The sequence below is a fragment of the Vibrio sp. B1REV9 genome (genome assembly GCF_905175395.2).
In the GTDB taxonomy this organism is placed as follows: Bacteria; Pseudomonadota; Gammaproteobacteria; order Enterobacterales; family Vibrionaceae; genus Vibrio; species Vibrio alfacsensis.
This window is the reverse complement of sequence record NZ_HG992745.1, coordinates 298043-323926: the sequence shown is the minus strand read 5'-3', so window position 1 is coordinate 323926 and position 25884 is coordinate 298043. Positions and strand designations below refer to the sequence as shown.

22 protein-coding genes are annotated in these 25884 nt (G+C 45.4%); 8 read left to right on the top strand and 14 right to left on the bottom strand.

The annotated features are described in order from the left end of the window. Nucleotides 1-33 precede the first annotated feature (33 nt). The 7 genes from KHN78_RS06960 to gmk form a co-directional block, all read right to left on the bottom strand. Entirely contained in the window at nucleotides 34-1428 is a 1395-nt protein-coding gene (locus KHN78_RS06960; RefSeq protein ID WP_164837230.1) for a uracil-xanthine permease family protein, read from the bottom strand. A 249-nt stretch (nucleotides 1429-1677) separates the two neighbouring features. After that, on the bottom strand, nucleotides 1678-3663 hold the full coding sequence (locus tag KHN78_RS06955; RefSeq protein WP_211915586.1) for an alpha/beta hydrolase family protein: 1986 nt from the start codon (nucleotides 3661-3663) through the stop codon (nucleotides 1678-1680). A 256-nt stretch (nucleotides 3664-3919) separates the two neighbouring features. Continuing rightward, complete coding sequence (recG, locus tag KHN78_RS06950) at nucleotides 3920-6001, bottom strand: ATP-dependent DNA helicase RecG (protein ID WP_211915585.1); 2082 nt, start codon at nucleotides 5999-6001, stop codon at nucleotides 3920-3922. A 209-nt stretch (nucleotides 6002-6210) separates the two neighbouring features. Next, a complete protein-coding gene (trmH, locus tag KHN78_RS06945) occupies nucleotides 6211-6894 on the bottom strand; it encodes a tRNA (guanosine(18)-2'-O)-methyltransferase TrmH (protein ID WP_211915584.1) in 684 nt (227 codons plus the stop codon). Between the two features lie 54 nt (nucleotides 6895-6948). Further along, nucleotides 6949-9069, bottom strand: coding sequence for a bifunctional GTP diphosphokinase/guanosine-3',5'-bis pyrophosphate 3'-pyrophosphohydrolase (gene spoT, locus KHN78_RS06940; protein ID WP_128811995.1), 2121 nt, complete (start codon nucleotides 9067-9069; stop codon nucleotides 6949-6951). Between the two features lie 39 nt (nucleotides 9070-9108). After that, complete coding sequence (rpoZ, locus tag KHN78_RS06935) at nucleotides 9109-9381, bottom strand: DNA-directed RNA polymerase subunit omega (protein ID WP_005379346.1); 273 nt, start codon at nucleotides 9379-9381, stop codon at nucleotides 9109-9111. A 204-nt stretch (nucleotides 9382-9585) separates the two neighbouring features. Next, nucleotides 9586-10209: a guanylate kinase gene (gene gmk / locus KHN78_RS06930; protein WP_128811994.1), complete on the bottom strand. Its 624-nt coding sequence runs from the start codon at nucleotides 10207-10209 to the stop codon at nucleotides 9586-9588. 32 nt (nucleotides 10210-10241) lie between these two features. On the opposite strand from gmk, the gene KHN78_RS06925 reads away from it, so the two are divergent. Then, nucleotides 10242-10406: a hypothetical protein gene (locus KHN78_RS06925; protein ID WP_211916559.1), complete on the top strand. Its 165-nt coding sequence runs from the start codon at nucleotides 10242-10244 to the stop codon at nucleotides 10404-10406. Between the two features lie 117 nt (nucleotides 10407-10523). Here the strand turns inward: KHN78_RS06925 and KHN78_RS06920 are convergent, their stop codons facing one another. The 7 genes from KHN78_RS06920 to KHN78_RS06890 all read right to left on the bottom strand — a co-directional run bounded on the left by KHN78_RS06920 (nucleotide 10524) and on the right by KHN78_RS06890 (nucleotide 18185). Beyond that, on the bottom strand, nucleotides 10524-11738 hold the full coding sequence (locus tag KHN78_RS06920; RefSeq protein ID WP_211915583.1) for a tetratricopeptide repeat protein: 1215 nt from the start codon (nucleotides 11736-11738) through the stop codon (nucleotides 10524-10526). An 11-nt stretch (nucleotides 11739-11749) separates the two neighbouring features. Next, entirely contained in the window at nucleotides 11750-12379 is a 630-nt protein-coding gene (locus tag KHN78_RS06915; protein ID WP_128811992.1) for an energy transducer TonB, read from the bottom strand. Nucleotides 12380-12383: 4 nt separating this feature from the next. Further along, the gene (locus KHN78_RS06910; RefSeq protein WP_128811991.1) at nucleotides 12384-12791 is read right to left on the bottom strand and encodes an ExbD/TolR family protein; all 408 of its coding nucleotides are present in this window, start codon (nucleotides 12789-12791) and stop codon (nucleotides 12384-12386) included. 44 nt (nucleotides 12792-12835) lie between these two features. Beyond that, the gene (locus KHN78_RS06905) at nucleotides 12836-13363 is read right to left on the bottom strand and encodes a MotA/TolQ/ExbB proton channel family protein (RefSeq protein ID WP_128811990.1); all 528 of its coding nucleotides are present in this window, start codon (nucleotides 13361-13363) and stop codon (nucleotides 12836-12838) included. A 9-nt stretch (nucleotides 13364-13372) separates the two neighbouring features. Beyond that, complete coding sequence (locus tag KHN78_RS06900) at nucleotides 13373-14734, bottom strand: MotA/TolQ/ExbB proton channel family protein (protein ID WP_211915582.1); 1362 nt, start codon at nucleotides 14732-14734, stop codon at nucleotides 13373-13375. A gap of 3 nt (nucleotides 14735-14737) precedes the next feature. Next, on the bottom strand, nucleotides 14738-15502 hold the full coding sequence (locus tag KHN78_RS06895) for a DUF3450 domain-containing protein (protein ID WP_128811986.1): 765 nt from the start codon (nucleotides 15500-15502) through the stop codon (nucleotides 14738-14740). A 73-nt stretch (nucleotides 15503-15575) separates the two neighbouring features. Next, nucleotides 15576-18185, bottom strand: coding sequence for a TonB-dependent receptor plug domain-containing protein (locus KHN78_RS06890; RefSeq protein ID WP_211915581.1), 2610 nt, complete (start codon nucleotides 18183-18185; stop codon nucleotides 15576-15578). Between the two features lie 816 nt (nucleotides 18186-19001). On the opposite strand from KHN78_RS06890, the gene KHN78_RS06885 reads away from it, so the two are divergent. The 7 genes from KHN78_RS06885 to KHN78_RS06855 all read left to right on the top strand — a co-directional run bounded on the left by KHN78_RS06885 (nucleotide 19002) and on the right by KHN78_RS06855 (nucleotide 25851). Beyond that, on the top strand, nucleotides 19002-20027 hold the full coding sequence (locus KHN78_RS06885) for an ABC transporter permease subunit (RefSeq protein ID WP_211915580.1): 1026 nt from the start codon (nucleotides 19002-19004) through the stop codon (nucleotides 20025-20027). Nucleotide 20028: 1 nt separating this feature from the next. Then, the gene (locus tag KHN78_RS06880; protein WP_211915579.1) at nucleotides 20029-21072 is read left to right on the top strand and encodes an ABC transporter permease; all 1044 of its coding nucleotides are present in this window, start codon (nucleotides 20029-20031) and stop codon (nucleotides 21070-21072) included. A gap of 92 nt (nucleotides 21073-21164) precedes the next feature. Next, nucleotides 21165-22994: an extracellular solute-binding protein gene (locus KHN78_RS06875; protein ID WP_211915578.1), complete on the top strand. Its 1830-nt coding sequence runs from the start codon at nucleotides 21165-21167 to the stop codon at nucleotides 22992-22994. Between the two features lie 9 nt (nucleotides 22995-23003). Then, entirely contained in the window at nucleotides 23004-23861 is an 858-nt protein-coding gene (locus tag KHN78_RS06870) for an ABC transporter ATP-binding protein (RefSeq protein WP_211915577.1), read from the top strand. Nucleotides 23862-23897: 36 nt separating this feature from the next. Beyond that, complete coding sequence (locus KHN78_RS06865; protein WP_211915576.1) at nucleotides 23898-24737, top strand: ABC transporter ATP-binding protein; 840 nt, start codon at nucleotides 23898-23900, stop codon at nucleotides 24735-24737. Between the two features lie 150 nt (nucleotides 24738-24887). Then, nucleotides 24888-25313: a phosphate-starvation-inducible protein PsiE gene (locus KHN78_RS06860; RefSeq protein ID WP_128811972.1), complete on the top strand. Its 426-nt coding sequence runs from the start codon at nucleotides 24888-24890 to the stop codon at nucleotides 25311-25313. 166 nt (nucleotides 25314-25479) lie between these two features. Beyond that, nucleotides 25480-25851: a hypothetical protein gene (locus KHN78_RS06855; protein WP_211915575.1), complete on the top strand. Its 372-nt coding sequence runs from the start codon at nucleotides 25480-25482 to the stop codon at nucleotides 25849-25851. Nucleotides 25852-25884 lie beyond the last annotated feature (33 nt).

Genomic DNA, 25884 nt, shown 5'->3' with positions numbered 1-25884 from the left:
GGGCTACCTGACATCCCGATATTCAGTATAAAGTTAAGACGATTTTACTTCTTGAGTGACAAGCTCTTCCGTGTCTTCTTCCAATTTTTCAGGAAGTAGGAGATTCAATATGATCGCGGTGATACCACCTGCCGCAACACCCGTTGAGAAGATGCTCTTAATAAAGTCTGGCATGAACTGAAGAATTTCAGGTTTTTGTGCAATACCCAGACCCATTGAAAATGACAGCGCCATGATGAGAATTGCACGGCGGTCGAGTTCTACACGAGAAATAATGCGCACACCTGCTGCGGCAATCGTGCCAAACATAACGATGGTTGCGCCACCTAATACGGGCTCAGGAATCAACTGAACGAAACTCGCTACGCCCGGGAACAAACCAAGAATCACCAACATACCGGCAATGAAGTAGCCCACATAGCGACTTGCTACGCCAGTCAGCATAATGATGCCGTTGTTTTGGCTGAATGTAGAGTTAGGGAAACTATTGAATACGGCGGCAATCGCAGAGTTTAGGCCGTCAGCTAACACGCCGCCTTTAATGCGCTTCATGTAAATCGGCCCTTTCACTGGCTCACCAGAGACTTCAGATGTCGCGGTGATGTCGCCAATCGCTTCTAGGGCTGTGATAAAGAAAATCAACACAAGTGGAATGAACAGTGACCAGTCAAAACCAAGGCCGTATTGCATTGGAATTGGTAGAGCAATCAGATCGGTCTGTCCTAGTTTTGAGGTATCCACCATGCCCATGAAGTAAGCCATCACGTAACCTACCAGCATAGCAATCACGATGGAAGCAACGCGAAGATATGGGTTTTTAGAGCGGTTCAAAATGACGATTAAACCCAGTACGGTTCCTGCTAATGCCAGCTTATCTAGGCTACCAAACGAACCATCGCTCATTGCCGCATAGCCACCGCCCATTGATACCAAACCGACTTGAATCAGCGTTAGACCAATCAGTGTCACGACAATACCCGATACCAAAGGTGTAATGATTCGACGTGCGTGCTCTAGAACTCGTGAAAGAAAAATCTCAGCAAATGAAGCGACTAAAATGGTGCCGAATATAGCGGCCATCATGGTGTTAAGATCCGCACCGCCAGCTTGCAGTGACAGGCCTGCACCAATAATTGGGCCTAAGAAATTGAAGCTCGTGCCCTGTATAGACAACAGTCCTGAACCGATTGGGCCGAAAGTGCGAATTTGAATAAAAGAAGACACGCCAGATGCAAACAATGACATGCTAATGATGGTGTTGGTCTGCTCAGCAGGTACGCCTAAAGATTGGCAGATAATCAAGGATGGTGTAATGACGGCCACGAACATTGCCAATAAGTGCTGAAGTGCAGCAAAAATAGTCTGAGGCAATGGTGGACGGTCATTGAGTTGATAGACCAATTCCGAAGGTCGGTTTGAAGTTGTCATTGTTTGTCTCGCTAGTCGCAAAAAAGTTTACCCAGAACTCGCTGAATGGGAGTACTAGGCGGAGTTGACGTTATTACCTGTGATTGCTGTTAATCAGCGTCAACTCAGATTGGTTTGGTGTGACAAGGAGCACACCACAAATTTTGTGCGGGATTATAGAGGGATTTTGTTAAAAAGCAAACGTTTGCTTTGTTCGAAAAAATAAAAGACGATAGCACCGAGGGTATCGCCTTTTATTTTTTAGGATGTTTAGTTTTTCAAATGCTTATCAAAGAAGTTGAGCACATGAGCGTAATATTTCGCTCGATGCTCATCTTTGTAAAAACCGTGTCCCTCGTCATCGAGAACAAATGTCTCATAAGGGTATTTAATGTTGTCCAACGCTTTTGTCATCGCATTAAATTGTTCGATAGGGGCACGTTGATCTTTGCCACCATGAACGAGTAGGATCGCAGACTTGAGTTTGTCTGCATTATGCGTTGGAGACATCGCCTTGAGGATTTTCGGGTCGTCTCCAAGGACTTCGGTTAAGAAGCTTAGCCCCATTTTACTATCCGGGACGTCACCCTCTTTGAACATCAACTCAAGATCATAAACACCGGCTGTACCGACCGCACACTGAAACAAGTCTGGTGCGATGCTCGCCGATTTAAGTGCGCTGTATCCACCAAAGCTCCCACCTGAAATACACACTCGTTGTTTATCGGCAATGCCTTCGCTGATGATGTGTTTGGTGGCGTCAATAATGTCATATTGAATGTCTGTGCCCCATTTTCGGTAGCCTGCTTCTTCAAATTGTTTGCCAAAGCCACCACTGCCTCGGAAGTTGACTTGTAATACCGCATAGCCATGACTGGCAAGAAACTGGTTTTCTTCGCGAAATTCCCACCAATCTCTTGGCCCATGAGGCCCTCCATGTGGGTTGACGATGAGTGGGAGCTTTTTCGGTTCGGCATTGGGTGGCAGAGTGAGATATCCCGTGATGCGTTTTCCATCACGACTGGTGAATTCGACCGGTTTTACTTCTGCCATTTTCGCAGGATCTAACCATTCTCTGGCCGAAAACAAATAGCGTATTTCTTTTGGTTGCGTCGTAAATAGGTAGTAATCACCAGGGTTTCGGTCGTTGAATGCCATAATGACATAGGCGTCACCCGTATCGGTTTCACTGACTAATCTAACTTGGTGTCCGGGTAGGGAGGTAAGGATTTGTTGGAGATATTCACTGCGCTTGTTTTTGGGATCGACAAAGGCATAGGTTGGATAATCGCTCTCAAACTCCACCGCATAAAGCTGTTTTGAATCTGGATCAAGCCAGTAGTTTTTTGGATCGACGCTCGAATCGGATGCGACTTTTGTGCTTTCACCTGTTTTTAAATTTAGGCGATGGACCGCTCTTGGCTCCCCTTTGTAACTGACGGCAGCATAAACAGAGTCTTGATTACTGCCAAAAGAGATGGGGTAAAACTCTTTGAAGCTCTTTAATGATTGGATCTTGTCAGAGCTTCTCCATTGCTCATTGACGCGATAATAAAGCTCCACTTTATTTTTGTTATTGAGACCAGAAACAAAGCGCACCTCGCCATTATGATCGGTCAGAAAACGACTAAATCCTACTGGAGATGTGGTTATTTTAGAGCGTCGCCCATTGTAAACATTGACTCGATAGACTTCACTTGGCCTTTCTATATCAAATTTGTAATCGCCAATAGGCAGTGCGGACACCAAGATGTGTCGGTCATCATCGGGCAAGATATCTAATACATGACCAAACGCTTTGACGATGGAGGCTGAACGTATCAACTTACTTGATTTTGGCGGATTATAACCAAAGATGTAGGCGTATTTTTTCCCGTCAACATTGGCTGATACTAATTCGCCATAACTTACTGGAGCGGTTGACCAACTTTTTAAATACTCTTTCGAGGCAACAACTCGCTCGTTATTAATCCAGTGATAGTCACCGACTTGTTCATTACCATTAAAACGTAACACACTGCTTGGCTGCATAGTTTTAGCATTGAGAATGACCAAGGCGTCTTTGCCATCAATGTTTGATTCGAATGCTAAATGTTTACCGTCTGGAGATATTTTGGGGTTGAAGTAGGCGGAACTTTTTGAAAAGAGCTCTGCGGAGGTGAGAGGGGCGTTTTGCTGATCCTTTGCGAAAACCGGAGTGGTGTATAACGCGGCAATGGTTACTGCTGTGACTGCAAGCCGTTTGCTTTTGTTCATGCATCTATCCTTGATGGCAAATGGTTTTTAGGAAAGGTACAACTTGGCGCAATTCAACCATAAAGTCGAATGATGTTAGGTTCAATGAGAGATAGGTAGGAAGAATTGGTGTATATAAAACTAGTCTTACAGAACGCTGTCTGCAAGACTGAGGTAAATATTGAAACTAGATAACCTCAATTCGGGATAAGAAAGTCTACATTGCTTAGCTTATCCCGAGTTGTGGTTAGATAGCATATAAAATCGGTAGCCGCAGCTATGCTTTCGAGTAGATGTCTCGTTCGCCTAGCCAGCGGTCGATGATCGCGTTCGCATTCGCTGGGTAGTTGTCATGAATGTATCGGGCAATGCGTTGAACTTCTGGGATCAGGCGTTGATCTCTCACTAAATCAGCAATCTTAAAGTCTGCCAAGCCAGTTTGTTTGGTCCCGAGCAGCTCACCAGGTCCACGGATCTCTAAGTCTTTTTGTGCAATGACAAACCCATCGTTACTTTCTCGCAATACGCCTAAACGCTTTTGCGCCGTTTTGGATAGCGGAGAGTGGTACAGCAGTACACAATGGCTGGCGACTGAACCCCGACCAACACGGCCTCTTAACTGGTGTAACTGGGCCAAACCTAGACGCTCTGGGTTTTCAATGATCATTAGGCTGGAATTTGGTACGTCTACACCCACTTCAATAACGGTTGTTGCTACTAATAGATGTAGCTTGTTGTCCTTGAAGTCTTGCATGACGGCCTGCTTCTCCGCCGGCTTCATTCGTCCATGTACCAAGCCAATTTTTACGTCGGGCAGTTTACGTTGCAACTCCTCTGCGGTATCTGCCGCAGCTTGGGCTTCCAGTACTTCGGATTCATCAATCAAGGTACACACCCAATACGCTTGTTTACCCTCGTTTAAGCAGGCATTGCGCACACGTTCAACGATATCGTCACGTTTGGTATCTGGAATAGCAACGGTCTGAATAGGTGTTCGACCGGGCGGCAGTTCATCAATGACTGAGGTCTCTAAATCAGCATATGCGGTCATCGCCAACGTCCGTGGGATCGGAGTTGCCGTCATGATAAGCTGATGTGGATAAGCACCTTGCTTGGCTCCTTTCTCACGAAGTTCTAATCGTTGATGAACCCCAAAACGGTGCTGTTCATCAATAATCACCAAAGCGAGGTGGTGGAATTCGACATGCTCTTGGAATAAAGCATGCGTTCCGACCACCATTTGTGCTTCACCACTGGCGATACGTGCAAGTTCCGTCTCTTTGGCTTTACCTTTTAGTTTGCCGGCAAGCCAACCCACTTTTACGCCCATTTTCTCAAACCAGTTTGCGAAGTTAATCGCGTGCTGCTCAGCAAGCAGTTCTGTCGGTGCCATGAGTGCGACTTGGTAGCCGTGCTCAATGGCTCTGACCGCCGCTAGCGCCGCCACCAAAGTTTTTCCTGAACCTACATCACCTTGTACGAGACGCATCATTGGGTGCGCTTTTTCTAAGTCAGCTTCAATCTCTTTGACGACACGAGCTTGTGCATTGGTCGGTGAGAATGGCAGTTGAGCAAGGAGTTGATTTTTAAGATGCTCACACGATGCCAAGGGTAATGCGACGTCTTGTTGTCCTTTGCTGCGCACGGCAAGCATAGAGAGGTTCTGCGCCAACAATTCTTCCATGATTAAACGAATTTGCGCAGGATGTTTGCCCTCATCAAATTCGTCGACGTTAATGCTTGGTGGTGGGCGATGAATGGTGTGCAGCGCTTGGGACATGGTAATTTGGTGATCGTACAAACCGGATGGCAGCAGCTCTTGTACCGCCGCTTTATCGAGTAGCGCTAAGGCTTGTTCCGTTAGGTTACGCAACGTGATTTGACGTAATCCGTCGGTGGTTGGATAAACTGGGGTTAAGCTCTGTTCCACATCCGGCTTTTGTTCACTGACATAGAACTTGTAGTCAGGGTGAACAATCTCCAGCCCTATACCGCCACGCTTAACTTCACCGTAAGCATGTACTAACTTACCTTGTGAAAAATTATTCTTTATCGCGGCAGTAAAATTGAAAAAACGCAGGGTGATGGTACCGTTTCCGTCGCTTATTTTTACCGTTAGCATTTTGCGTTTGCCAAAAATGGTATCGACAGCCATGACTCTACCTTGTACCGCAGCCCAAAGCCCCGCGTGCAGTTTGGCGATAGGATAAATACGGGTGCGATCTTCGTAGCGAAGAGGAAGGTGGAACAATAAATCTTGGACACTATGTAAGCCAACTTTGGCGAGTTTTTCTGCGACTTTCGCGCCAACTCCAGAGAGAGAACTTAAAGGAACAGCAGATAACATTTGGGCAGACATAGAGAGCTCGAAAAATAGTTAACGTATAGGTATGTTAACCATTGAGCTGTGTTTTTGTACAGGAAAAAGATTGAAAGTATTGAGGATGTTTACTTAGATATTACGGAATACGGAATACGGAATACGGAATACGGAATACGGAATACGGAATACGGAATACGGAAGTGGAGTCATCGGTATTCCGTGAGCGAAGCGTTATGTATTCTGGGTTATTTACTTTGCATCTCTTTCCACCACGCCTCATCTGCGATGATCTGACCATCATCATCAAGTTGAGGGTAATCTAACCCTTTGCGCTTGGCGACTTTAGCCAGTACTGGATGACCACGCTCAAACAGAATACGGTTGATGGTCTCTTTTGGTAGTGCACTTTCTTCACGGTTGTACATGCCTGCAGCTTCACGCTGACGCTGTGCTTCGTAGAGGATTACGGCACTGGCGACTGATACGTTCAAAGACTGTACCATACCAATCATTGGGATGATGATGTCGTGATCGGCTAATTTTTTTGCTTGCTCAGATGCGCCAACTTTTTCGCTACCAAGAATAATTGCGGTTGGTTTTGTGTAGTCAATGTCGCGAAAATCAACGGCGGTATCGGATAGGTTAGTGACCAATACTTGCATGCCTTGTGCTTTAAGCTCGGTAATGGCGGTTTCAATGGCGTTGTGTGTTTCTACTTCCACCCAATTTCGAGCGCCTGCTGAGGTGTGGGTAAGGGTACGCATTTTATCTGGCCAAATCGCGTGAACTTTGTGCAGACCTGTAGCATCAGCCGTTCGGATCACGGCGGAGACATTATTTGGCTTATGGACTTCTTCTAGACAGAGAGTAAGGTCAGTTTGACGTGCCTTGAGCACTTGGTGAATGCGGTTGTAACGTTCTAAATTCATAATATAAAGGGATATAAAAAATCGCCACCCAATGTGATTGAGTGGCGATTAAGGTTAGTTCTTTCTGCGTCTAACTCGCGTCGCTTGTGGCATGGCTTTGATTTTACGCATAATGCCTGCAAGGTGGACACGATCTTTCGTGGTGAGCAGTACGGTCACCGTATACAAACGTCCATCACGCTCTTCGGTAGAAAGGCCATGAATGTTTGAGCCGGTTTTCGAAATGACGTTAGTCAGCTCTGCTAGCGCACCTTGATTATTGAGCATGTCGACTTTCAGCTCAGCGATGAACTCTTTATCGTAATCCTCAGACCAAGCGACAGCCATGTATTTGTCTGGCTCTTTTTGGTAACCGCGTACGTTTGGACACGTTTCACGGTGAACAACAAGACCACGACCTGGAGATACATGGGCAATGATGTGGTCATCTGGTATCGGATGACAACAATTTGCGAAGGTCAGTAGTAGCCCTTCTGCACCGCGAATCGGCAGTTTCTTGCTTGAATCGTTTGGAATCGAGCTGGTTGTCGTCAACTCATCGGTATCACCGAGTAGGCGACGCGCAATGACGATGCTCATCAATTCACCCAAACCAATCGCTGCTAACAAGTCATCGACGCTTTCTAAGCGGAGATCGGTGAGCACTTCTTGAATGTTTTCTGGGTAGATTGAATCAATTGAGTGGCGGCCAAGAGCATGATTGAGTAGGCGACGGCCTAGCGTAATCGATTCTTCACGACGCATGGTTTTCAATACTTGACGAATCTTAGTGCGAGCACGTGAAGTTACGACATAGTTTAACCAAGCTGCATTTGGACGCGCACCAGGCGCACTGATGATCTCTACTGTCTGACCGTTTTTAAGCGCCTTACTAAGTGGATAAGGATTGCGGTCAACACGAGTGCCAACACAAGAATTGCCAACATCCGTATGTACGGCATAAGCAAAATCTACGGCAGTGGCGCCTAGAGGGAGTTCAACGATACGACCTTTCGGTGTGAAGACGTAAATCTCATCTGGGAACAGATCGGATTTTACGTTTTCAATGAATTCGAATGAGTTACCCGCGCTTTGTTGCAGTTCGAGTAGGCTTTGCATCCAACGCTGTGCTTTTACTTGCGCGGTCGTGCCTGAACGCTCACCTTTATCCTTATAAGACCAATGAGCAGCAACACCTTTGTCTGCCATTTGATCCATATCTTCAGTACGGATTTGTACTTCGACAGGTACGCCGTGTGGGCCAACCATTGAAGTGTGCAGAGATTGGTAGCCATTCGCCTTTGGTACGGCGATGTAATCTTTCATGCGACCAGGACGAGGCTTATACAAGCTATGAACTTGGCCTAGCACCCGATAACAAGTATCTGCAGTATCAACAACCACTCGGAACGCGTAGATATCCATGATGGTGTGGAAACGCTGCTCTTTGGTTTTCATCTTGTTGTAGATGGAGAACAGGTTTTTCTCACGACCAAGTACACGAGCATTCAAGCCGACATCTTCAAGGCGACCTTCGATTTCACTGTGGATGCGTTGGATCATCTCTTTACGATTACCACGAGCGGCTTTCACCACCTCTTTTAGTACTCGATAGCGATTTGGGTAAAGTGCCTCAAAACCAAGCTCTTCAAGTTCAGTCTTGATATTGTGGATACCAAGTCGGTGGGCAAGCGGTGAGTATATCTCAAGAGTTTCACGAGCAATGCGGCGTTTTTTGTCAGGACGTAGGGCGCCTAACGTACGCATATTGTGTGTGCGGTCAGCCAGTTTGATCAGGATAACGCGGATGTCTTGCACCATAGCAAGAACCATCTTACGAAAGTTTTCTGCCTGAGCTTCTTTTCTGTCGCGGAATTTGAGTTTGTCCAGTTTTGATACACCATCAACCAACTCAGCGACCGTAGTGCCAAACTTCTCTTCGAGATCTTCTTTGGATACATCACAGTCTTCGATGACGTCATGTAATAAAGCTGCTTGGAGGGTTTCAATATCGAGGCGCATTTCGGCCAAGATACGAGCCACTGCGACAGGGTGGATAATGTACGGTTCCCCGCTTGAACGGGTTTGCCCTTCATGGGCATCTCGCGCTACCACATAAGATTGACGCAGAGCCTCAATTTGAGGCTCTGTTAGGTATTCTTGGGCAACGTCTTTGAGGCTATCAAATAGATACAAATTATAGGCCCGGGAGGTTGTTGAATTCTAAAGTCAGAATTAACGGTTGTGAGCGATGCTGCTTACTGCCGCTAGCTCTGCCGCTTCTTGTTCTTGTTGCTCTTGACGTTCACGAGCGTCCAGAACTTCTTTAGTAATTAAACCTTCTTCGATTTCGCGTAGAGCGATAACCGTTGGCTTATCGTTCTCTTCTGGCACTAGTGCATCTTTACCGCCAGTTTGCATTTGACGAGCGCGGCGAGCCGCAATCAGTACTAGGTCGAAACGGTTGCCAACTTTTTCAACAGCGTCTTGAACAGTTACGCGTGCCATGAGGACTCCAAATAGTTAACTAAATTTTGAATGACGAGAAAGTATACAGTCTTAGCGTGTTATTTACTAGCGGTAAGACATGTAACTGTATAAGCAATATATGCTTCCTTACCGAAATAAAGAAGCAGAAATTTATTCTTTTTACCTGCCATGATGTACATCTGGGGAGATCCCATTCCAACATCACGTGAGGGTAAAGCAGTCTTACTCTGCTAGAAGAGCGTCAAGCATGCCTTTGTATTTAGCCGCTTGCTTTTCTTCTTTCAATCGCTCTGCACGTAGGATTGCTTTGAAATCCATTAGAGCAGTGTCAAAATCATCATTTACGATGACATAATCATACTCATTGTAGTGAGAGATTTCTGACTTAGCTTCTGCCATGCGTTTTGCGATGACTTCATCGCTGTCTTGTCCACGAGTGGTAAGACGGCGTTCTAACTCACCATTTGATGGTGGTAGGATGAAAATGCTTTTTGCTTCTGGCATTTGTTCGCGAATTTGACGCGCGCCTTGCCAATCGATATCTAAGAATACATCGATACCTTTATTTAGCGTTTCTTCAATCCATACACGCGATGTGCCGTAGTAATTTCCAAACACTTCCGCGTATTCGAGGAAATCACCTTGTGCAATCAGAGTTTCGAACTCCTCTTTGGCGACAAAGTGGTAGTGGGTACCGTTTTCTTCACCAGGGCGCATACCACGAGTAGTATGAGACACAGACACTTTCATTGCGTATGTTGGGTTACGTTCCAACATCGCTGAGATCAAGCTAGATTTACCTGCGCCGCTAGGTGCAGATACGATATAGAGAGTACCTTTGCCCATTGTACTGTTCCACTATTGGTTGGATTGAGTGAATGCCGAAAGAAAGTATCGACATCGTTAACGATAGCACTGGCTTTGATGATTTCTCCACCAAGCATGTTGAGATTGGTGATAAACCCGCCAGAAAAATGGAGGCGAAGAGTATCATGATCTCCGAACGGTTGCTAGCCGATCTTTGGGATCTGTGTTGTCAGTGAAAAATGAACGTAAGAATGAAAAAAGGGAAGCTTTCACTTCCCCAGGCGTGCGACTGACTCACACTTAATCTTATTATACTCAATCAAAAGATCGTGTATTTAAGCAGCAATGTCCGTTTAACCCTGTGATTCAAGGAAATTGATCCAAGGGCCCGCGACAGCTTTCATGTCCGGAGATTGCGCTGCACTCTTCATTGCTTTAAGCGCATTGCTTGGCTGATTCAATTCGAAATACGCCATGCCTCGAATGTAATTCAGTTCACCTTTATCATCACGTTTCGCATCTGGTGCCGCATTTTTAGCAAACTTAGTTGCGGCAGAGTATTGCTTGTCGAGAATCATTAAACGAGCGATCTTGATCTGCGTTTTTGCTTTTGGGGCTAACTTGTAAGCGGCTACATAGGTCTCAATCGACTTATCTAACTCCTGTGCTTGTTGCCAGAAAGAAGCCAACTTCTCTAAGTTTTTAGCATCACGCGTGATCTTGCCCTCATCCATCGACGTTTGCATCGTCTTTGCAGCGCGGAAAGGAACTCCTTGATAAGCTTGGAAGTTTACCAAACGTAAGTACTCTTTCTCTTCTTCCAGTAGACCTAGTTTGTGGGCCATTTCTAAAGTAGAGAGGGCATTTCGCTCTTGGTTTAACTCCATGTAAATACCAGACAGCTGTGTCCAGTAGCGCTTATTTTGTGGATACTTGGTGGTCAAAATTTTCAGTACACCGGCCACACTCTTGAACTGTTTTAGCTCATAGTGTGCTGACATCAGAAGCTGATACCAAGACTCACTAGGGTTCTTACTCATTGCGATCGCTTTTTTGGTCGGCGGAATCGCATTTTTGTAATCCTCTAACTGAATGTAGGCACTCGCAAGAGTGATATATGCGTGTGCTTGTGGTTTTTCTTCGGTCGTTTCCGAAATTTTGAACCACTCATTCATCGTGTTGACGGACTTTCTAAATTGTCCCTCTGCGAGGTATAACTGCGCCAGACTATAACGAACTTGCTGGGCTACTGGTACAGGCAGCGCATCGAGCTTCAAGGCATCGGCAAAGTACTTTGCGGCTTTAGGGTAGTTGTCTTTTAGTGAATAAAGAAACCCCATCTGCTGAAGTAAAACGGCTTTGTCGTATTGCTTTTTGCTTGAACCTTTCAATGCTGCATTTAACTTCTCAATTGCTTGAGAGTACTTTTCCTCAGCGATAAGTTCTTGAACTTTGTTTACTGTACGGAAAGTTCTGTCAGACAACTCAGGGTTACTGGCAAAAGCAGGCGCGCAATACGCGCCTGAAATAAACACCAGAGAAGCCAACAATTTTGTATATGCTTTCATGTTGCGACTCCTTAGTTAGTAGAGAACTCGATTTCTTGGGATAGACGAGAAGTCACTGCTTTTCCATCAACCATTTTCGGTTTAAAGGTCCACTTAGAAACGGTTTTTCTCGCGGCTTTACCCAAGCCCAACTTACGAGGAGATTCTTTTAAGACTTTTACATCTTGCACTGCTCCACGCTCGTTGACGGTAAATTCTACTAATACAATTCCTTTTTCAATTCCCGCTCGTGCTGCTTTACGTGGCATCTGAGGTTGGAATGTCGCAAGAGGTACAGGCCCCCCTCCGCCAGCCAGTTTGGCACCACCTTGAGCGTAGTGACCAAGTACGGAGCCCCCTGTTACGTTCACGGGTAGATCCAACTTAGGCATATCCATCGGAATTTGATCCATCACCGGTTTAACTGTCGACGTCACCTTCATTTCAGGTGGTGGCGGCGGACGCTTAGGCGGTGGCGGTTTCGGAAGTTCGCGTTTTTTCTCCTGTATTTTTTCGTCCGGTTTAATGCGAATGAATTCCACCATACGGAGATCATCATCCGACACTAGCTCGTGGCGCTCTTTATTTACTAGCTTGTCCATCCCCCAGAACAATCCGAGGGAGACAACGAGCGCCAGTGCAATGGAGGCCAGATACCGCATAAGCTTAATCCTTATTCGTTGCGGCAATGGAGATGCTTTCTACACCCGCCATCTTGATCTGGTCCATTACTTTCACGACTACGCCCGCGTTTGATTCGGTATCCGCTTGAATAACAACGGCACCATCAGGGCTCTCTGCACGTAGGCGTTCGATGTTGGCTCGAACCGCGTCGACTTCTATACGACGTTTATCCACCCAAACATCACCAGCTGCACCAATGGCAACCATAATGTTCCCTTTTTTCACGGTTTGCGCGGAGCTTGCCGTAGGACGATTTACTTCTAGACCAGCTTCTTTAACGAACGATGTTGTTACGATAAAGAAGATCAACATGATGAATACGATGTCCAGCATCGGTGTCATATCGATAGCGGCTTCTTCACTGCTATCACTGCTATAGCGTCTCTTCATGACCTATACCTCTAATTCCGTTTACTCAGGCAATTCCCATTTACTTAGCTAATGTGCTTTAGCTTATCTTCAAGCTTCTGCGTGGTGACTTTGGCTAAATGATCAAGACGAGTACTAAAGAAAAGTCCTGATAGAGAAGCCACCATCCCGGCTAATGTTGGGATTGTTGCCTTTGAGATCCCCGAGGCCATTGCTCGAGGGCTTCCTGTTCCTGTGACTGCTAAGATGTCGAATACTTGGATCATGCCGACAACGGTGCCGAGTAGACCCAGTAGGGGACAAAGTGCAATCAATACTTTGACGATTGGCAGTCCCTTTTTATTCTCAATATCCTGACGAGAAACGATTTCTTGTCGGATCATCTTTGCATTCCAGCTTTTATGTTCTGAACGATCTTCCCAAAAGCTAACGGCTTTTTTCATTGCTCTTGGGGCGACGGCAGCGAAGTAAAACCAGCGTTCTAGCAATACTGCCCACAACATGAAGCTGAGGATAAAGATGGCAACGAGAACATCACCACCCATTCCCAAGAAGCGCCTAATTGATTCAAGTTCTCCAACTAACCACCACATAATGCCTCCTTAGCTTTCGGCTTTATGCAGTTTTTCCTGATAGCGAGCGATGAAGCCTGCACTCTGTTCTTCAAGAGTTTGAACCAAACGGCGACCTTTACTGTGTACGATGGTGTACAGGAACAGCAGAGGAATTGCGACAACCAGACCAAGCATTGTTGTTACTAGTGCTTCTGAAATACCGCCAGCCATTAGCTTAGGATCGCCGGTACCAAATAGTGTGATTGCTTGGAACGTACCGATCATACCCATCACTGTACCTAGTAGACCGAGAAGTGGCGCTACAGAAGCAAACAGTTTGATTGAGCTGATAAAGCGTTCAATGCTCGGTGCGTTACGTAGGATGATTTCGTCCAGTTTCGCTTCAAGATCTTCAAGGTTGTCACCTTTGTGTTCTTGGTAAGCTTGGATAACTTCACCCAGAGGGTTGCCAGGAATAACCGTGTCTGATTTAGCCTGCTTACGCATTTTGCCACCGATAACCAATAGGCGTAGGTAACAAATGAGAGCAATCAATGCACCAACAGCACCCATCGCTAGGATGACGTAACCAACGATACCACCTTGGTCAATACGCTCCTGAACGGTAGGGCTTTGTACAAGTAGAGATAGAATCACACCACGAGATGGGTCAATAAATAGTGGTTCGTATGTGCCATCTGCTGCTTCAAAACCACCGACTAGGCGAGTGATGTTTTTGGCTGGTTGACGTGACAGCTCTTCGAACTTACCCGTCTGAGGGACGTAAGTGACGTATTTGCCATCTGCGATTGCGTTAAACTCACCAACAAGTGTGACGTCTTGAACGGCTTCTTTACCCTCGCCGTATACAACGGTTGCTTGAGTTGTGGTTGTCTCACCTGAAGCAACAACTTGCTGCAGGATAGTGTGCCAGAACGCTTCAAGCTCTTGTGTTGATGGCAGCTCTTTACTTTCGGCTAACTTTGATAGCAAAGCGTCACGCTCAGGGAATTGCACGGCATTTTGTGATGCCGCAAAAAGACCTTTGAATTCACCTGCATATTGGCGAACCACGCCAAACATTTCACCTAACGTACCTGAACGAACGCGAAGTGTTTCAGTCAGGTCGGTTAGCTGTTTGTCGTTTTCATCAAACGTGGCTTTTAGCTCATCACCAAGTGCTTGTTGAGCGGCAAGTTCTGCACGAGCTTTTTCAAGTAGCGCAGCTTGTTGATCGCGGTTGTTTTTGAACTCAGCTTCACGAGCTTTGTTTTCTTTTGATTCAACAATACTTTCTGACTTTACGTTTTTCAGTAGTTCAGATAAGTTCTTAGGGGTTTCTGCTTGCACACCAGAAACCATGAATAAGCTCGCTAGCAAACCAGCGGCTAGAGTTTTGAATCCTTTCATTTCTTATTCCTCCCCAGCAAATACAGGCAGTTTGATCAGCGCTGGTGGCGCTTGTTTCTTAGCGATACGAAGGCCTTGCTGTACAGCGATACGGTAGTTTTCAGGTAGCGATTCCCATTGACGGGTTTGTTGATTCCACATGCCTGTTTCACCACCATCCGGAGATTGGAATAGAAGCGCAGTACGACCAATACGTAGGAAGTCGTAAGTCACGGTCTCACCGTTACGCTCTAGGCTGGCTTTGTAAGATTCAATTGAGCGAGAGAAGCCTTCTTCGATTTGGTAGGCTTCCATCACTTTACGGAATTTTTCTGAAGTCGTAACGTCTGCACGATCCATGAGATCACGAAGTTCTACCACACGTTTGTTACGTTCTTCTTTTTGGAAAGGTAAGTCTAAAGTGACAAACTCATCCAGAGCGTCGATCATTTTAAGAGTGAGAGGGACAACTTCTGTTGCGGTTTGATCGATTTGAGCAATTTGATTATTTAGGGAGTCCAGTTCACCTTGCTGAGACTGAACCATACGGTTGATTTGCTCATTGTAAACTTTCATGCTGTCGATTTGACGCAGTAGGCCTTTGTATTCAGCCAGCATGGTCTCTGCACTTTCAGCATAGTTGTCGATTTTTTGTTGTGAAGCCTGTGAGGACTTCGTTGTTTTTGCTTGGTTAGCGACGACGGTACCAGAGTCGGCAGCCATCGCTGCACTACTTACTGATAAAATCGCGGCAGTAACTGCACTTACGCCAAATTCCTTTAACGTCATAGTTGCATCCTTGTCAGTGTATAAAAGTCAGTCGAATAGGGCGCAGGAAAAGCTCCTGCGCCAAAGTTTTTAATTAAAAGTTTTGAGAGTAGTTCACGAAGAATACTCGGCCTTGAATGCTGTACAGCTCATCGTTGTAAGTAACGCCATCTGCTTCAAATGCTGGATCTTCGTCAGTTAGGTTACGCACACCTGCTGTTAGTTTTGCATCCCAAGGAGCCATGTAGTTGTAGGCTACGTTGAATGTGGTGTAGCTTGGAATCTTACCTGTCTTGTTGTAGTTCTTATCGACGTCTTGCGCTTGTGACGCAATGTAGTCTGCAGATACATAGATGTCATGGTCGCTCAGGATGTTGAAGCCAACACCAGTCTGGAAGCGGTACTCAGGTAGACCATTGCGGCCAACTTTGTTGTTTGTTGGGCCTCCTACGTATTCAGGGCTGCTGTAATCAAGAACATAAGAACCCATGAAGTCGTAACGTACAGTAGCTACATCAAAGTCGTATAGGTAGTTCACTTTCAGATCGAGACCTGATGTTTCAAGGTCACCAATGTTTGATAGTGGAACGATAGCGCTAGTGATGTTACCTGTGCTGCCACCTTCACGAGTGATGTTCGGGTTTGATTGACCGCTGCTACGCTCTTGGTCGATCATACTCTGTAGGGTGTTCATTACGATGGTGTCTTCAATGCGAATGTTGTAGTAATCCACAGTTAGACCCAGATCTTCGATTGGAGAGTAGCTCACACCAAAGTTAAATGATGTTGACGTTTCTGCATCAAGATCTTCATTTGACGTACGTGTCGTTGTGTACTGTTTCTCTGGACACTCTGAATCAGAAATGCCATTTGCTTCACAGTAGACGTAGTCTTTTGCGTAGTCATTTGATTCACTGTCCGCGCCGTAAAGGTTTGATAGAGATGGTGCGCGGAAGCCCATGCCCGCACCTGCGCGGAACATTAGGTTATCAAGTGGTTGGTAACGGAAAGACGCTTTTGGCGAAACTGCGCCACCGAAATCGCTGTAGTGGTCATAACGGACGGCGACGTTCATTTCTAGCTCATCGGTAAAGGCTACCAAAGATTCAGCGAAGAATGCGTAGGTTTCACGATCACCTGCTGCTGAGTTACCTGCACTACCAATGATATTACCCGCTTCACTTTGTGAATCGTATTGGTCAAAGTAATCGTAGGTGGTCATTTCAGCGCCCACATACAAAGGAATGGTGATATCACCAACTTCTGCTAAGTCGAACTGCAGACCGCCGTTAAATTGGTGCATTTCCATTTGTGATTCACGTGCTGTCGTTGCCGCAAGGTCGGCTGTTGCATCCGCACTGAACTCACCATTTATAAACTCACCAGAGTTCGCTAATGATTCCGCTGGGTTACGTAGAACGTAGCCTGTACCACGCTCATTACTGTTTGAGTAGTTCAAGTGGTAACCTGCTTCCCAAATTACTTCACCGAAACCGTCAGTATAGAAAGACCCGTCTAGGCCTGCTTTCATGTCGGCTTGGAAATCAGTAACTGTGGTATCACGAGTGCCAACACCTGTGAATCGGTAGTAGATACTTGCCGGCCCTGCTGTAGGATCAAGTTGGTTCTGCTCGAAGAATGCTTTGCCGCCATCAGTGTCAGGGTCAATTTCAAAGTAACCTGCAGCAGGAGCAAAACGACCAAAGCTTTCGTTACGGCTCAATAGCATTTGCGCATTGAACGTTGTCGTATCCGTTAGGAAGATATTACCGTTAACGAAAACCGTATTACGCTCAAGAGAGGCGGTTTGCGCCGCTTCTGCGGTGTAGTCGTAGCCACACATTGGGCCTAAGCCTGGGTACTCAGTAACGCCGACAAAGCCTTTGCCATTACACTTATTTGTTGCCGGATCATATGAGCCAGCGATCGGTTTTAATTTTCCATCATGGTAAACGTTACGGCCGTAGATACTTACGCCAGACATATCAAAGTAGTTATCAGAACCGGTATTCTTTGAGCTTAGGTAGTCACGATCACGCAGGTAGATTTCATCTTTAGAGTCGTGTTCAAAAGAGAAATAGATATTGCCTTTTTCGCCTGATGTACCCGTTACGATAGAGAAGTTCTGCTCGTCGCCGCCTTCTTGTGATGGAACACCTGCACCAACCGTTACGTTGATGCCATCAAATTCGTCTTTAAGGATAACGTTGACTACACCAGCAACCGCGTCAGAACCGTAGACCGCAGAGCCGCCGTCAGCCATGACTTCAACTCGTTCAACGATTGCCGCTGGAATTACGTTCAAGTTTGCTGCGCCGCCACCCATGGTTGCAGAACCTGGCAGACGCTTACCGTTAATCAGAACCAGTGTACGAGATGCACCTAGACCACGTAGAGACATGGTTGCTTGGCTCTGCCAAGAGTTACCAGAACTCTCACTGTATGAACCAAAAGAGTTAAATGAAGATTTACGTAGTACATCAGCAATAGAAATATCGCCCGCGCGTTCGATTTCTGCACGACCAATAACTGCAACTGGAGTGCTTCCTTCCATAGATGCACGCGTTAGACGCGAACCAGTAACTTTCATTTTTTGCAGTTTTTCGACTTGTTGCTCTTCTGCCTGTGCTGCCATTGGGGCCACTGCTACTGTTCCCAAAGCTAGACTAATCGCAACAGACAAAGCGGTTGTGTTTTTATACATCCTTGTTGCTCCGTTTCTTATTATTCCCTGCGTCGGTCAATCTCCGACCTTTGTGACGTTAAATTTTCGTTAACGCTTGTCCCATGTATACCTGAGATGAAAAAAGGAAGTCAAACCAGTGGTAAAGAGATATGATAAAATGTAAAAAAGATGTAAAAAACCAAAAAGTTCAAATATAGCAGTTGAAAGTGTTGTTTCTTTCTGATTTTTCAACGGTAAATTCCAATAAAACACTGTATTTTGTGTTTCTTATAAAGATTAATGACTTATTTTGGTTATGGTTTCTAAGTAGGGTAATGAAACTGATTTACCTATCGTTACTAGAATATAATTCTGTGGCGTGTAAATTGTTAAATAATAGTGCGATGTCTGTTGGGGCGTTGTTGGTATCAAAATATGATACCCGTTGTCGGGAAAGGGCTCATTTGCATTCTAGAGTCAAATGATTCCCAGTAATAGTGTGTAATTATTCTATGTAATTGCGTTTTTATGTAGGTTGAGGGCGCGAATCTGACTAGATTGATATTCTGTATGAATTGTTTTTGTGGTTTTTTATAATTTTTTACAAAAACATTTCAGTTTTTCGAGGTCAGCAGAAGTTTGTCATGTTTTGAAGCCAAACACTTGAAGCGGCATAAGATTCAAGATAAATATGAGCCTGATATTATTGCAGTAGTGTAAAAAACTAGTTATTGAAACTCAGGGAGTGTGTTTCAACAGTCTTAGTTACTACGGTATAGAAAAGCCCCATTTTTAGGCTGGCACTTCCTTACTGAAGCCACCTTGAATGGACAGTAGACAAGGAGCAAGTTGTATATGCTGTCGTACTTTTTACGCCGATTGGCCTTGGTCATACCAACGTTTCTCGGGATCACCATTCTTATTTTTGCCATTACTCGTTTTGTACCTGGCGGCCCAGTTGAGCGCATGTTATCTCAAATGCAAGCGCAAGGAGATGGCGCAGCTTCAATGACATCTGCCGGCGGAAATACCGCACTTTCTGACGAGCAAATCGCAGAGCTCAATGCATTTTATGGTTTAGACAAGCCCGTTGTTGAGGCTTACGTGGATTGGTTGACTCGACTTGTTCAATTAGACCTCGGTGAGTCTACTCGTTACTACGAACCTGTATCAGATATGATTGCAGAACGCCTGCCAGTCTCTCTTTTCTATGGGGGGATGACATTCTTCATCAGTTATTTCATTTCAATCCCACTTGGTTACTATAAAGCGCTTAAGCATGGCTCTGTATTTGATTCTGCTTCTTCTATTTTTATCTTCGTCGGCTATGCGCTACCTGGGTATGTTGTTGGCGTATTGTTGATCACACTGTTTAGTTATCACTTGGAATGGTTTCCTATGGGGGGCTTCGTTAGCGATGATTTTGATGATTACGAGACATTCTTTGAACGGGCACAAGATGTGATGTGGCACGCAGTGCTGCCGTTAATTTGTTACTTAATTGGTGATTTTGCAACGTTGACGATGACGATGAAAAATAACCTGATGGAAAACTTATCGTCAGATTATATCCGTACAGCGATTGCGAAAGGCCTTCCATTTAAGAAAGCAGTACGCAAACACGCACTTCGTAATAGCTTGATCCCAATTGCTTCGCACTTCGGTAACTCCTTATTGTTCTTTATGACGGGCGCATTTCTTATTGAAGTTATCTTTAATATTGATGGTATTGGCCTGCTTGGCTACGAATCTATCATGGAGCGTGATTATCCAGTCGTCATGGGCATCGTAGCGATCAATGCGGTATTGCTGCTTATCGGCAACATCATCTCTGATGTTTGTGTTGCTTTAGTCGACCCACGTGTGAAGTTTGGAGCGTAATATGATTAAAGTTAGCCCGTTAACTCAAAAGAAGATCCGTCACTTTAAAGAAATCAAACGCGGTTATTGGTCATTTTTGATTTTGACCACCATGTTAGTTTTATCTCTTTTTGCAGAACTGCTGATCAATAGCAAAGCATTGGTCGTCAAATACGACGGCAGCTATTACTTTCCGGTTGTGAGTGACGTCCGTTTAGGCAGCGAATTTGGCCAAGCGTCTTCAAGTGAAGCGAATTATCGAGAATTGCAAAAAGTGTTCGAAGCGGAAGGAGGGGATAACTTCGTTATTCTGCCAATCGTTCCTTGGAACCCTTATGAACAAGACTTCAGTGGTGACTTCCCGCCGACAGCTCCTAATGCTGAGAATAAGCACTATTTGGGAACGGATGTGATCGGTCGAGATATTTTGGCTCGTCTTGTTTACGGTTTTCGAACGGCAATGGGTTTTGCATTGATAACGATGGCCGTGTCGTATGCAATCGGTACTGCCGTCGGTTGTGCGATGGGCTTTTGGGGCGGCAAGTTCGATCTGTTTGTTCAACGCTTGATTGAAATTTGGTCTATGGTGCCATTTTTGTACGTCATCATGATCTTAGTCTCTATCGTACATCCCACCTTTACTTTGTTTGTCGCGATTAACGTATTGTTTGGGTGGATGGGGATGACTTGGTATATGCGGACCATGACCTATAAAGAATCTGCTCGTGAATACGTTATGGCTGCTCGTGCGTTAGGAGCATCGACCGGACGTATTTTGTTTAATCACATTTTACCTAATACCATGGTTATGATCGTGACGTTGGCGCCATTTACTATTGCGGCAAACATCACCGCGCTAACGGCTCTAGACTACCTTGGCCTTGGCTTGATGCCGCCAACACCAAGTTGGGGTGAGTTGTTGCAACAGGGTAAGTCGAATTTGGATTCTCCATGGATTGTTGCATCCGTTGTTAGCTCGATTGTCTTGGTTTTGGTCATGGTGACTTTCATTGGCGAAGCTATCCGAGCGGCATTCGACCCGAAAAAATTCACACGCTATGTTTGATACCGTTGGTTGAGCAATGATGCTTTACCGTAAAGGCTTAACGGCAATGCTTTGACTAGCACAGTGAGAAGAACATAAAAAAGGGAAGTTTTATGAACAAATTATTTTTAGCACCGATGCTCAGTGCTTTGAGTTTTGGCGTGATGTCAGCAACGCTACCGACAGACTTAAATTGGCAAACAAATTGGGATGAGCCCCTATTTGCCTCAGAAGATGCGAAGTTTGGTGGCACTTACCGAACCTATGTAAATAGCTTTCCACAAACACTACGCAGTGTAGGGCCAGATGCAAACTCAGGGTTTCGTGGATGGTTTGCTGATGATGTGCCAAACCTTGTCAGTTTACACCCAGATACATTGGAGTGGATTCCGGATCTTGCCAACGAATGGGCGTTTGGTTCAGATAATAAAACCGTCTATTTCAAATTGAACCCTAAAGCTCAATGGTCTGACGGCAAGCCTGTGACCGCAGATGACTTTGTGTTCATGCTTAAGTTCTATCGTTCTAAAGATATCGTGGCACCATGGTATAACGAGTTCTACACCAATGTGATCGCTGATGTCATCAAATACGATGACCACACTTTGGCTTTCGTTTCTGGCTCAGAGAAAAACCAAGAAGATTTGTTGTATACGCTAGGCTCTTTGACCCCTCGTCCTGCTCATTTTTATGCCAACCCATCTAAAGATGAGAATGGTGATGGTATCGACGACAATTTTGTTCGCAAGTATAACTTTAAGAGTGAACCGACCACGTTTGCTTATTACCTAGATAAAGTGAAAAAAGGTAAGAGCGTTACGTTTAAGCACGTCGGTGAAGATTGGTGGGGCTATTCAAATGCCTACTACAAAAATCGTTATAACGTTGAGAAAGTTCGCTTTACTGTCATTCGTGATGCAGATATTGCGATGAAGCACTTTGAGAAAGGTAAACTGGATTCGTTTGGATTGATCATGCCGACATTGTGGCACGACAAGAGTCAGTCTGCGCCGTATCAAAAAGGCTATATCAATAAATTCTGGGGCTATAACCAATATCCAGAGGGGGCTGGTGGCCTTTGGCTCAATACCGCTAAGCCAATGTTGGGCGATATCAATGTTCGTAAAGGCATTACGTTGGCCAGTGACTTTGACGGTATGATCGAGAAACTCACTCGAGGTGATTACGTTCGCAAACCAAACCCGCTTGGTGTTGGTCGTGGGGAATATGATTTGACCGATGTTGAAGCACCTACGTTTGAACCTGAAAAAGCCGTGGAGTATTTCGTTAAAGCTGGTTTTGATAAGGTCGGCGAAGACGGCATTCGTATGAATGAAAAAGGTCAGCGTTTGAGCTTTGCTATTACTTACAGTTTCCCGACGCATACCCCTCGAATGTCTTACTTGAAAGAGCAAGCTAAGCTAGCGGGCTTAGAGTACACACTGAACCTCGTGGATGGGTCTTCTGCTTTTAAATACATCTTGAATAAAAAGCATGAAGTGGCATTTTTGACCATGGGAACGGCAGAAGTCCCTGCTTACTGGGAGTATTTCCACTCATTTAATGCGAATAAACCGCAGCCAAATAATCACACGAATTATAGCTCACCTGAGCTTGACGAGTTGATTATGGCGTTTAAAGGGGAATTCGACCTTGATAAAAAACGGGCACTTTCGCGCCAAATCCAATCTAAGGTTATCGACGCTTCTGTCATCGTTCCGGGTTATATGGTGCCATATACTCGAGAAGGGCATTGGCGCTGGATGCAATATCCTGAGAGTCCAATGACAAAGCGTTCAGCGTCTTTATTCCCAAGCTCTTTCTCGCCAGGTCTAGGCGTGTTCTGGCTTGACGAAGACATGAAAAAAGCAACTCAAAAAGCGATGAAATCAGGCAAAACGTTTGATCCAGTTATTGCTGTTGATGACAGATACAAGCTGTAAGGATGTGTTATGGAAAACGATGTAATCCTAAGCGTTAAAGATTTAGAAGTGGAGTTCATCACTGACGATGGCCCGGTAAAAGTGTTGCACGGTGTGAACTTTGATGTTCGCGCTGGTCGTACGCTTGGCCTAGTTGGTGAATCAGGCAGCGGTAAGAGCGTGACATCCATGTCGATCATGGGTCTGCTGCCTAAGCCGTATGGCAATATCGTCAACGGTGAAGTTAATTATCGAGGTACCAACCTCGTTACGCTCCCAGCGGCAGAAATGTATGCCATGCGTGGTGAGCGCATCTCTATTATCTTCCAAGACCCGATGACGGCACTGAACCCTGTACACTCTATTGGTCGTCAGCTCTGTGAAGTGTTAGAGCTGCATCGCCCGGAATTGGGTAAAAAAGACCGTGAAGCTTACGCCATTGAAATGCTGGCGAAAGTGAAAATTCCAATGCCAGAGAAACGCTTGAATGAGTACCCGCACAACTTATCTGGTGGTATGCGTCAGCGTGTGATGATTGCGATGGCATTAGCATGTAAACCCGACATTCTGATTTGTGATGAACCAACGACAGCACTGGATGTCACGGTTCAGGCGTCTATTCTTGAGTTAATGAATGAGCTTCAAGAAGAGACGGGCATGGCGATGATCTTCATTACTCATGATCTCGGTGTCGTCGCAGAAGTGTGTGATGACGTGGCCGTGATGTACGGTGGACGCATTGTTGAAAAGGCAGAGATTTTCGATCTGTTCGATAATCCACAGCATCCGTACACAGAGCGTTTGATGGGCTTGATGCCAAGCTTAGACAATGAACCTAAGCAGATGATCGACATTAAACCGATTGATGCCAGTATGTTTGCTAGCTAACTGGTGCAAAGTGAACAAGTCATAAAAGAGGATGTTATGGCAAAAGAAGTATTAAGAATTGAAAATCTTAAGCAGCACTTTGTATCTGGAAAGGGGCTGTTTAAGAAAGGTTATACGATTAAAGCGGTAGACGGTGTATCGCTGTCGGTCAGTGAGGGAGAAACACTTGGTCTCGTGGGTGAGTCTGGTTGCGGGAAAAGTACCTTAGGTCGCACAATTTTAAAGTTGTATGAGCCGACAGAGGGGCAAATTTTCTTTGAGGGAAAAGACATCACCAAGTTATCCGTCAAGGACATGCGTCCACTGCGTAAAGATATGCAGATTGTCTTTCAAGATCCAATGGAGTCGCTCAATCAGCGCCATACGATCGGCATGATTCTCGAAGAACCATTTGTGATTCACAAGATTGGTACACCGGCAGAGCGCAAGCAGTGGGTAAAAGAACTGCTGGTCAAAGTCGGTTTGCCAGAAACGGCAGTTAACCGTTATCCACATGAATTTTCTGGTGGTCAGCGCCAGCGTATTGGTATTGCTCGAGCGATTGCCCTTAAGCCTAAACTGCTGATTTGTGATGAGTCGGTGTCAGCGTTGGACGTATCAGTTCAAGCGCAAATCCTAAACTTGTTATTGCAACTGCAGCAAGAGATGAATCTAGCAATTATCTTTATCTCCCATGACTTATCAGTGGTGAAGCATGTGTCTGATAAAGTGGCAGTGATGTATTTTGGCAAAGTGGTAGAGGCGGGTAATGCGAGAGAAATTTACGCGAACCCTCAAAACGATTACACCAAGAAGCTTCTGTCTGCGATTCCGATCACTCACCCTAAGTATCGTAGGAAAAAACGCGTGGCAGAAAAAAAGCAGCAAGTGGCGTAACGCCACCAAGTAAATAACGTTTTATCTAAATAGAAACGCTCCGCATCATTCGGAGCGTTTTTGATCTTAGCTTCCGCGTCTGTATTCATCGAATTTAACTTCACGTGCTACAATCGAAGTTTACTCCCTGATTTGTTTGGATAGTTTGCAATGCCGTCCCATTTACCTAAATCATTCAGTCGTCCATTTCTGAAAATATTTCATCTGCTTGAAGCCGTACTTTTGGTTGCCATTACGCTGGCCACGGTGTGGGCGATGGTGGAAGAGTTTATCCACATTTATGTGCAAAAGCGTGTTGCACTCGATGACATCCTATTGATGTTCATTTACTTGGAAGTGCTCGCTATGGTCGGACAGTTTGTGATGAACGGTAAGATACCGGTTCGATACCCTATCTACATCGCCATGATGGCCATTGCTCGCTACATTACGCTTGGTATGAAAGAGCTCGACTCTGTGATGATAGTGTGGCTCTCGTTAGCGGCGTTTATTCTGGCTGCTGCAACCTTGGTTATCCGAGTCGGTCATCATTATTGGCCGTATATCGATAATCAAACCTCTGAAAAAGATGAATAATGTTAAGCCTCACCCTGTGTGAGGCTTCGTTTTTATGTGACGTGAAATCACAATTAAATGGCTTGGGAGTAAAAAAGTGTAAAGTCATCTCAAGCCATCTTGTTTCTTGCATGATTGATGAGTATCTTCACACTAACCTTTTTTACCCGTTTGATGAGATATTGTGATGCGAGCGAAAAGCACATCGACAATTTATTTTCTGCTGAGTGTCTTGATTGCATTTGTGCTTTCAAGCGGTATTGCTCGCGCAGAAATACCATCAATGGTGAACCACATCACGACGGCTGAGCCTTTGCATATCAGCTATTGCGATTTGATCTTTGGCGATGCAACACAGGATGAGCCGGGTTGTTGCGAACCGGGCGGAACATGCTTTGAAAAGCAGTGTTGTTCTCATGGTCACGCATCGGGTACCGCAGTAGTAGAAACTCAGCTGCGATCTTATGAAGCTCCGTACAGAGATGAACTGGCGGTAAGCAAAACCGTGCTCTACAACAGTGCAGACATGCACTCTCACTATCGTCCTCCGATAGCTTAATTCCTATCTCGCAGCATCTCGCTGCCAACAATG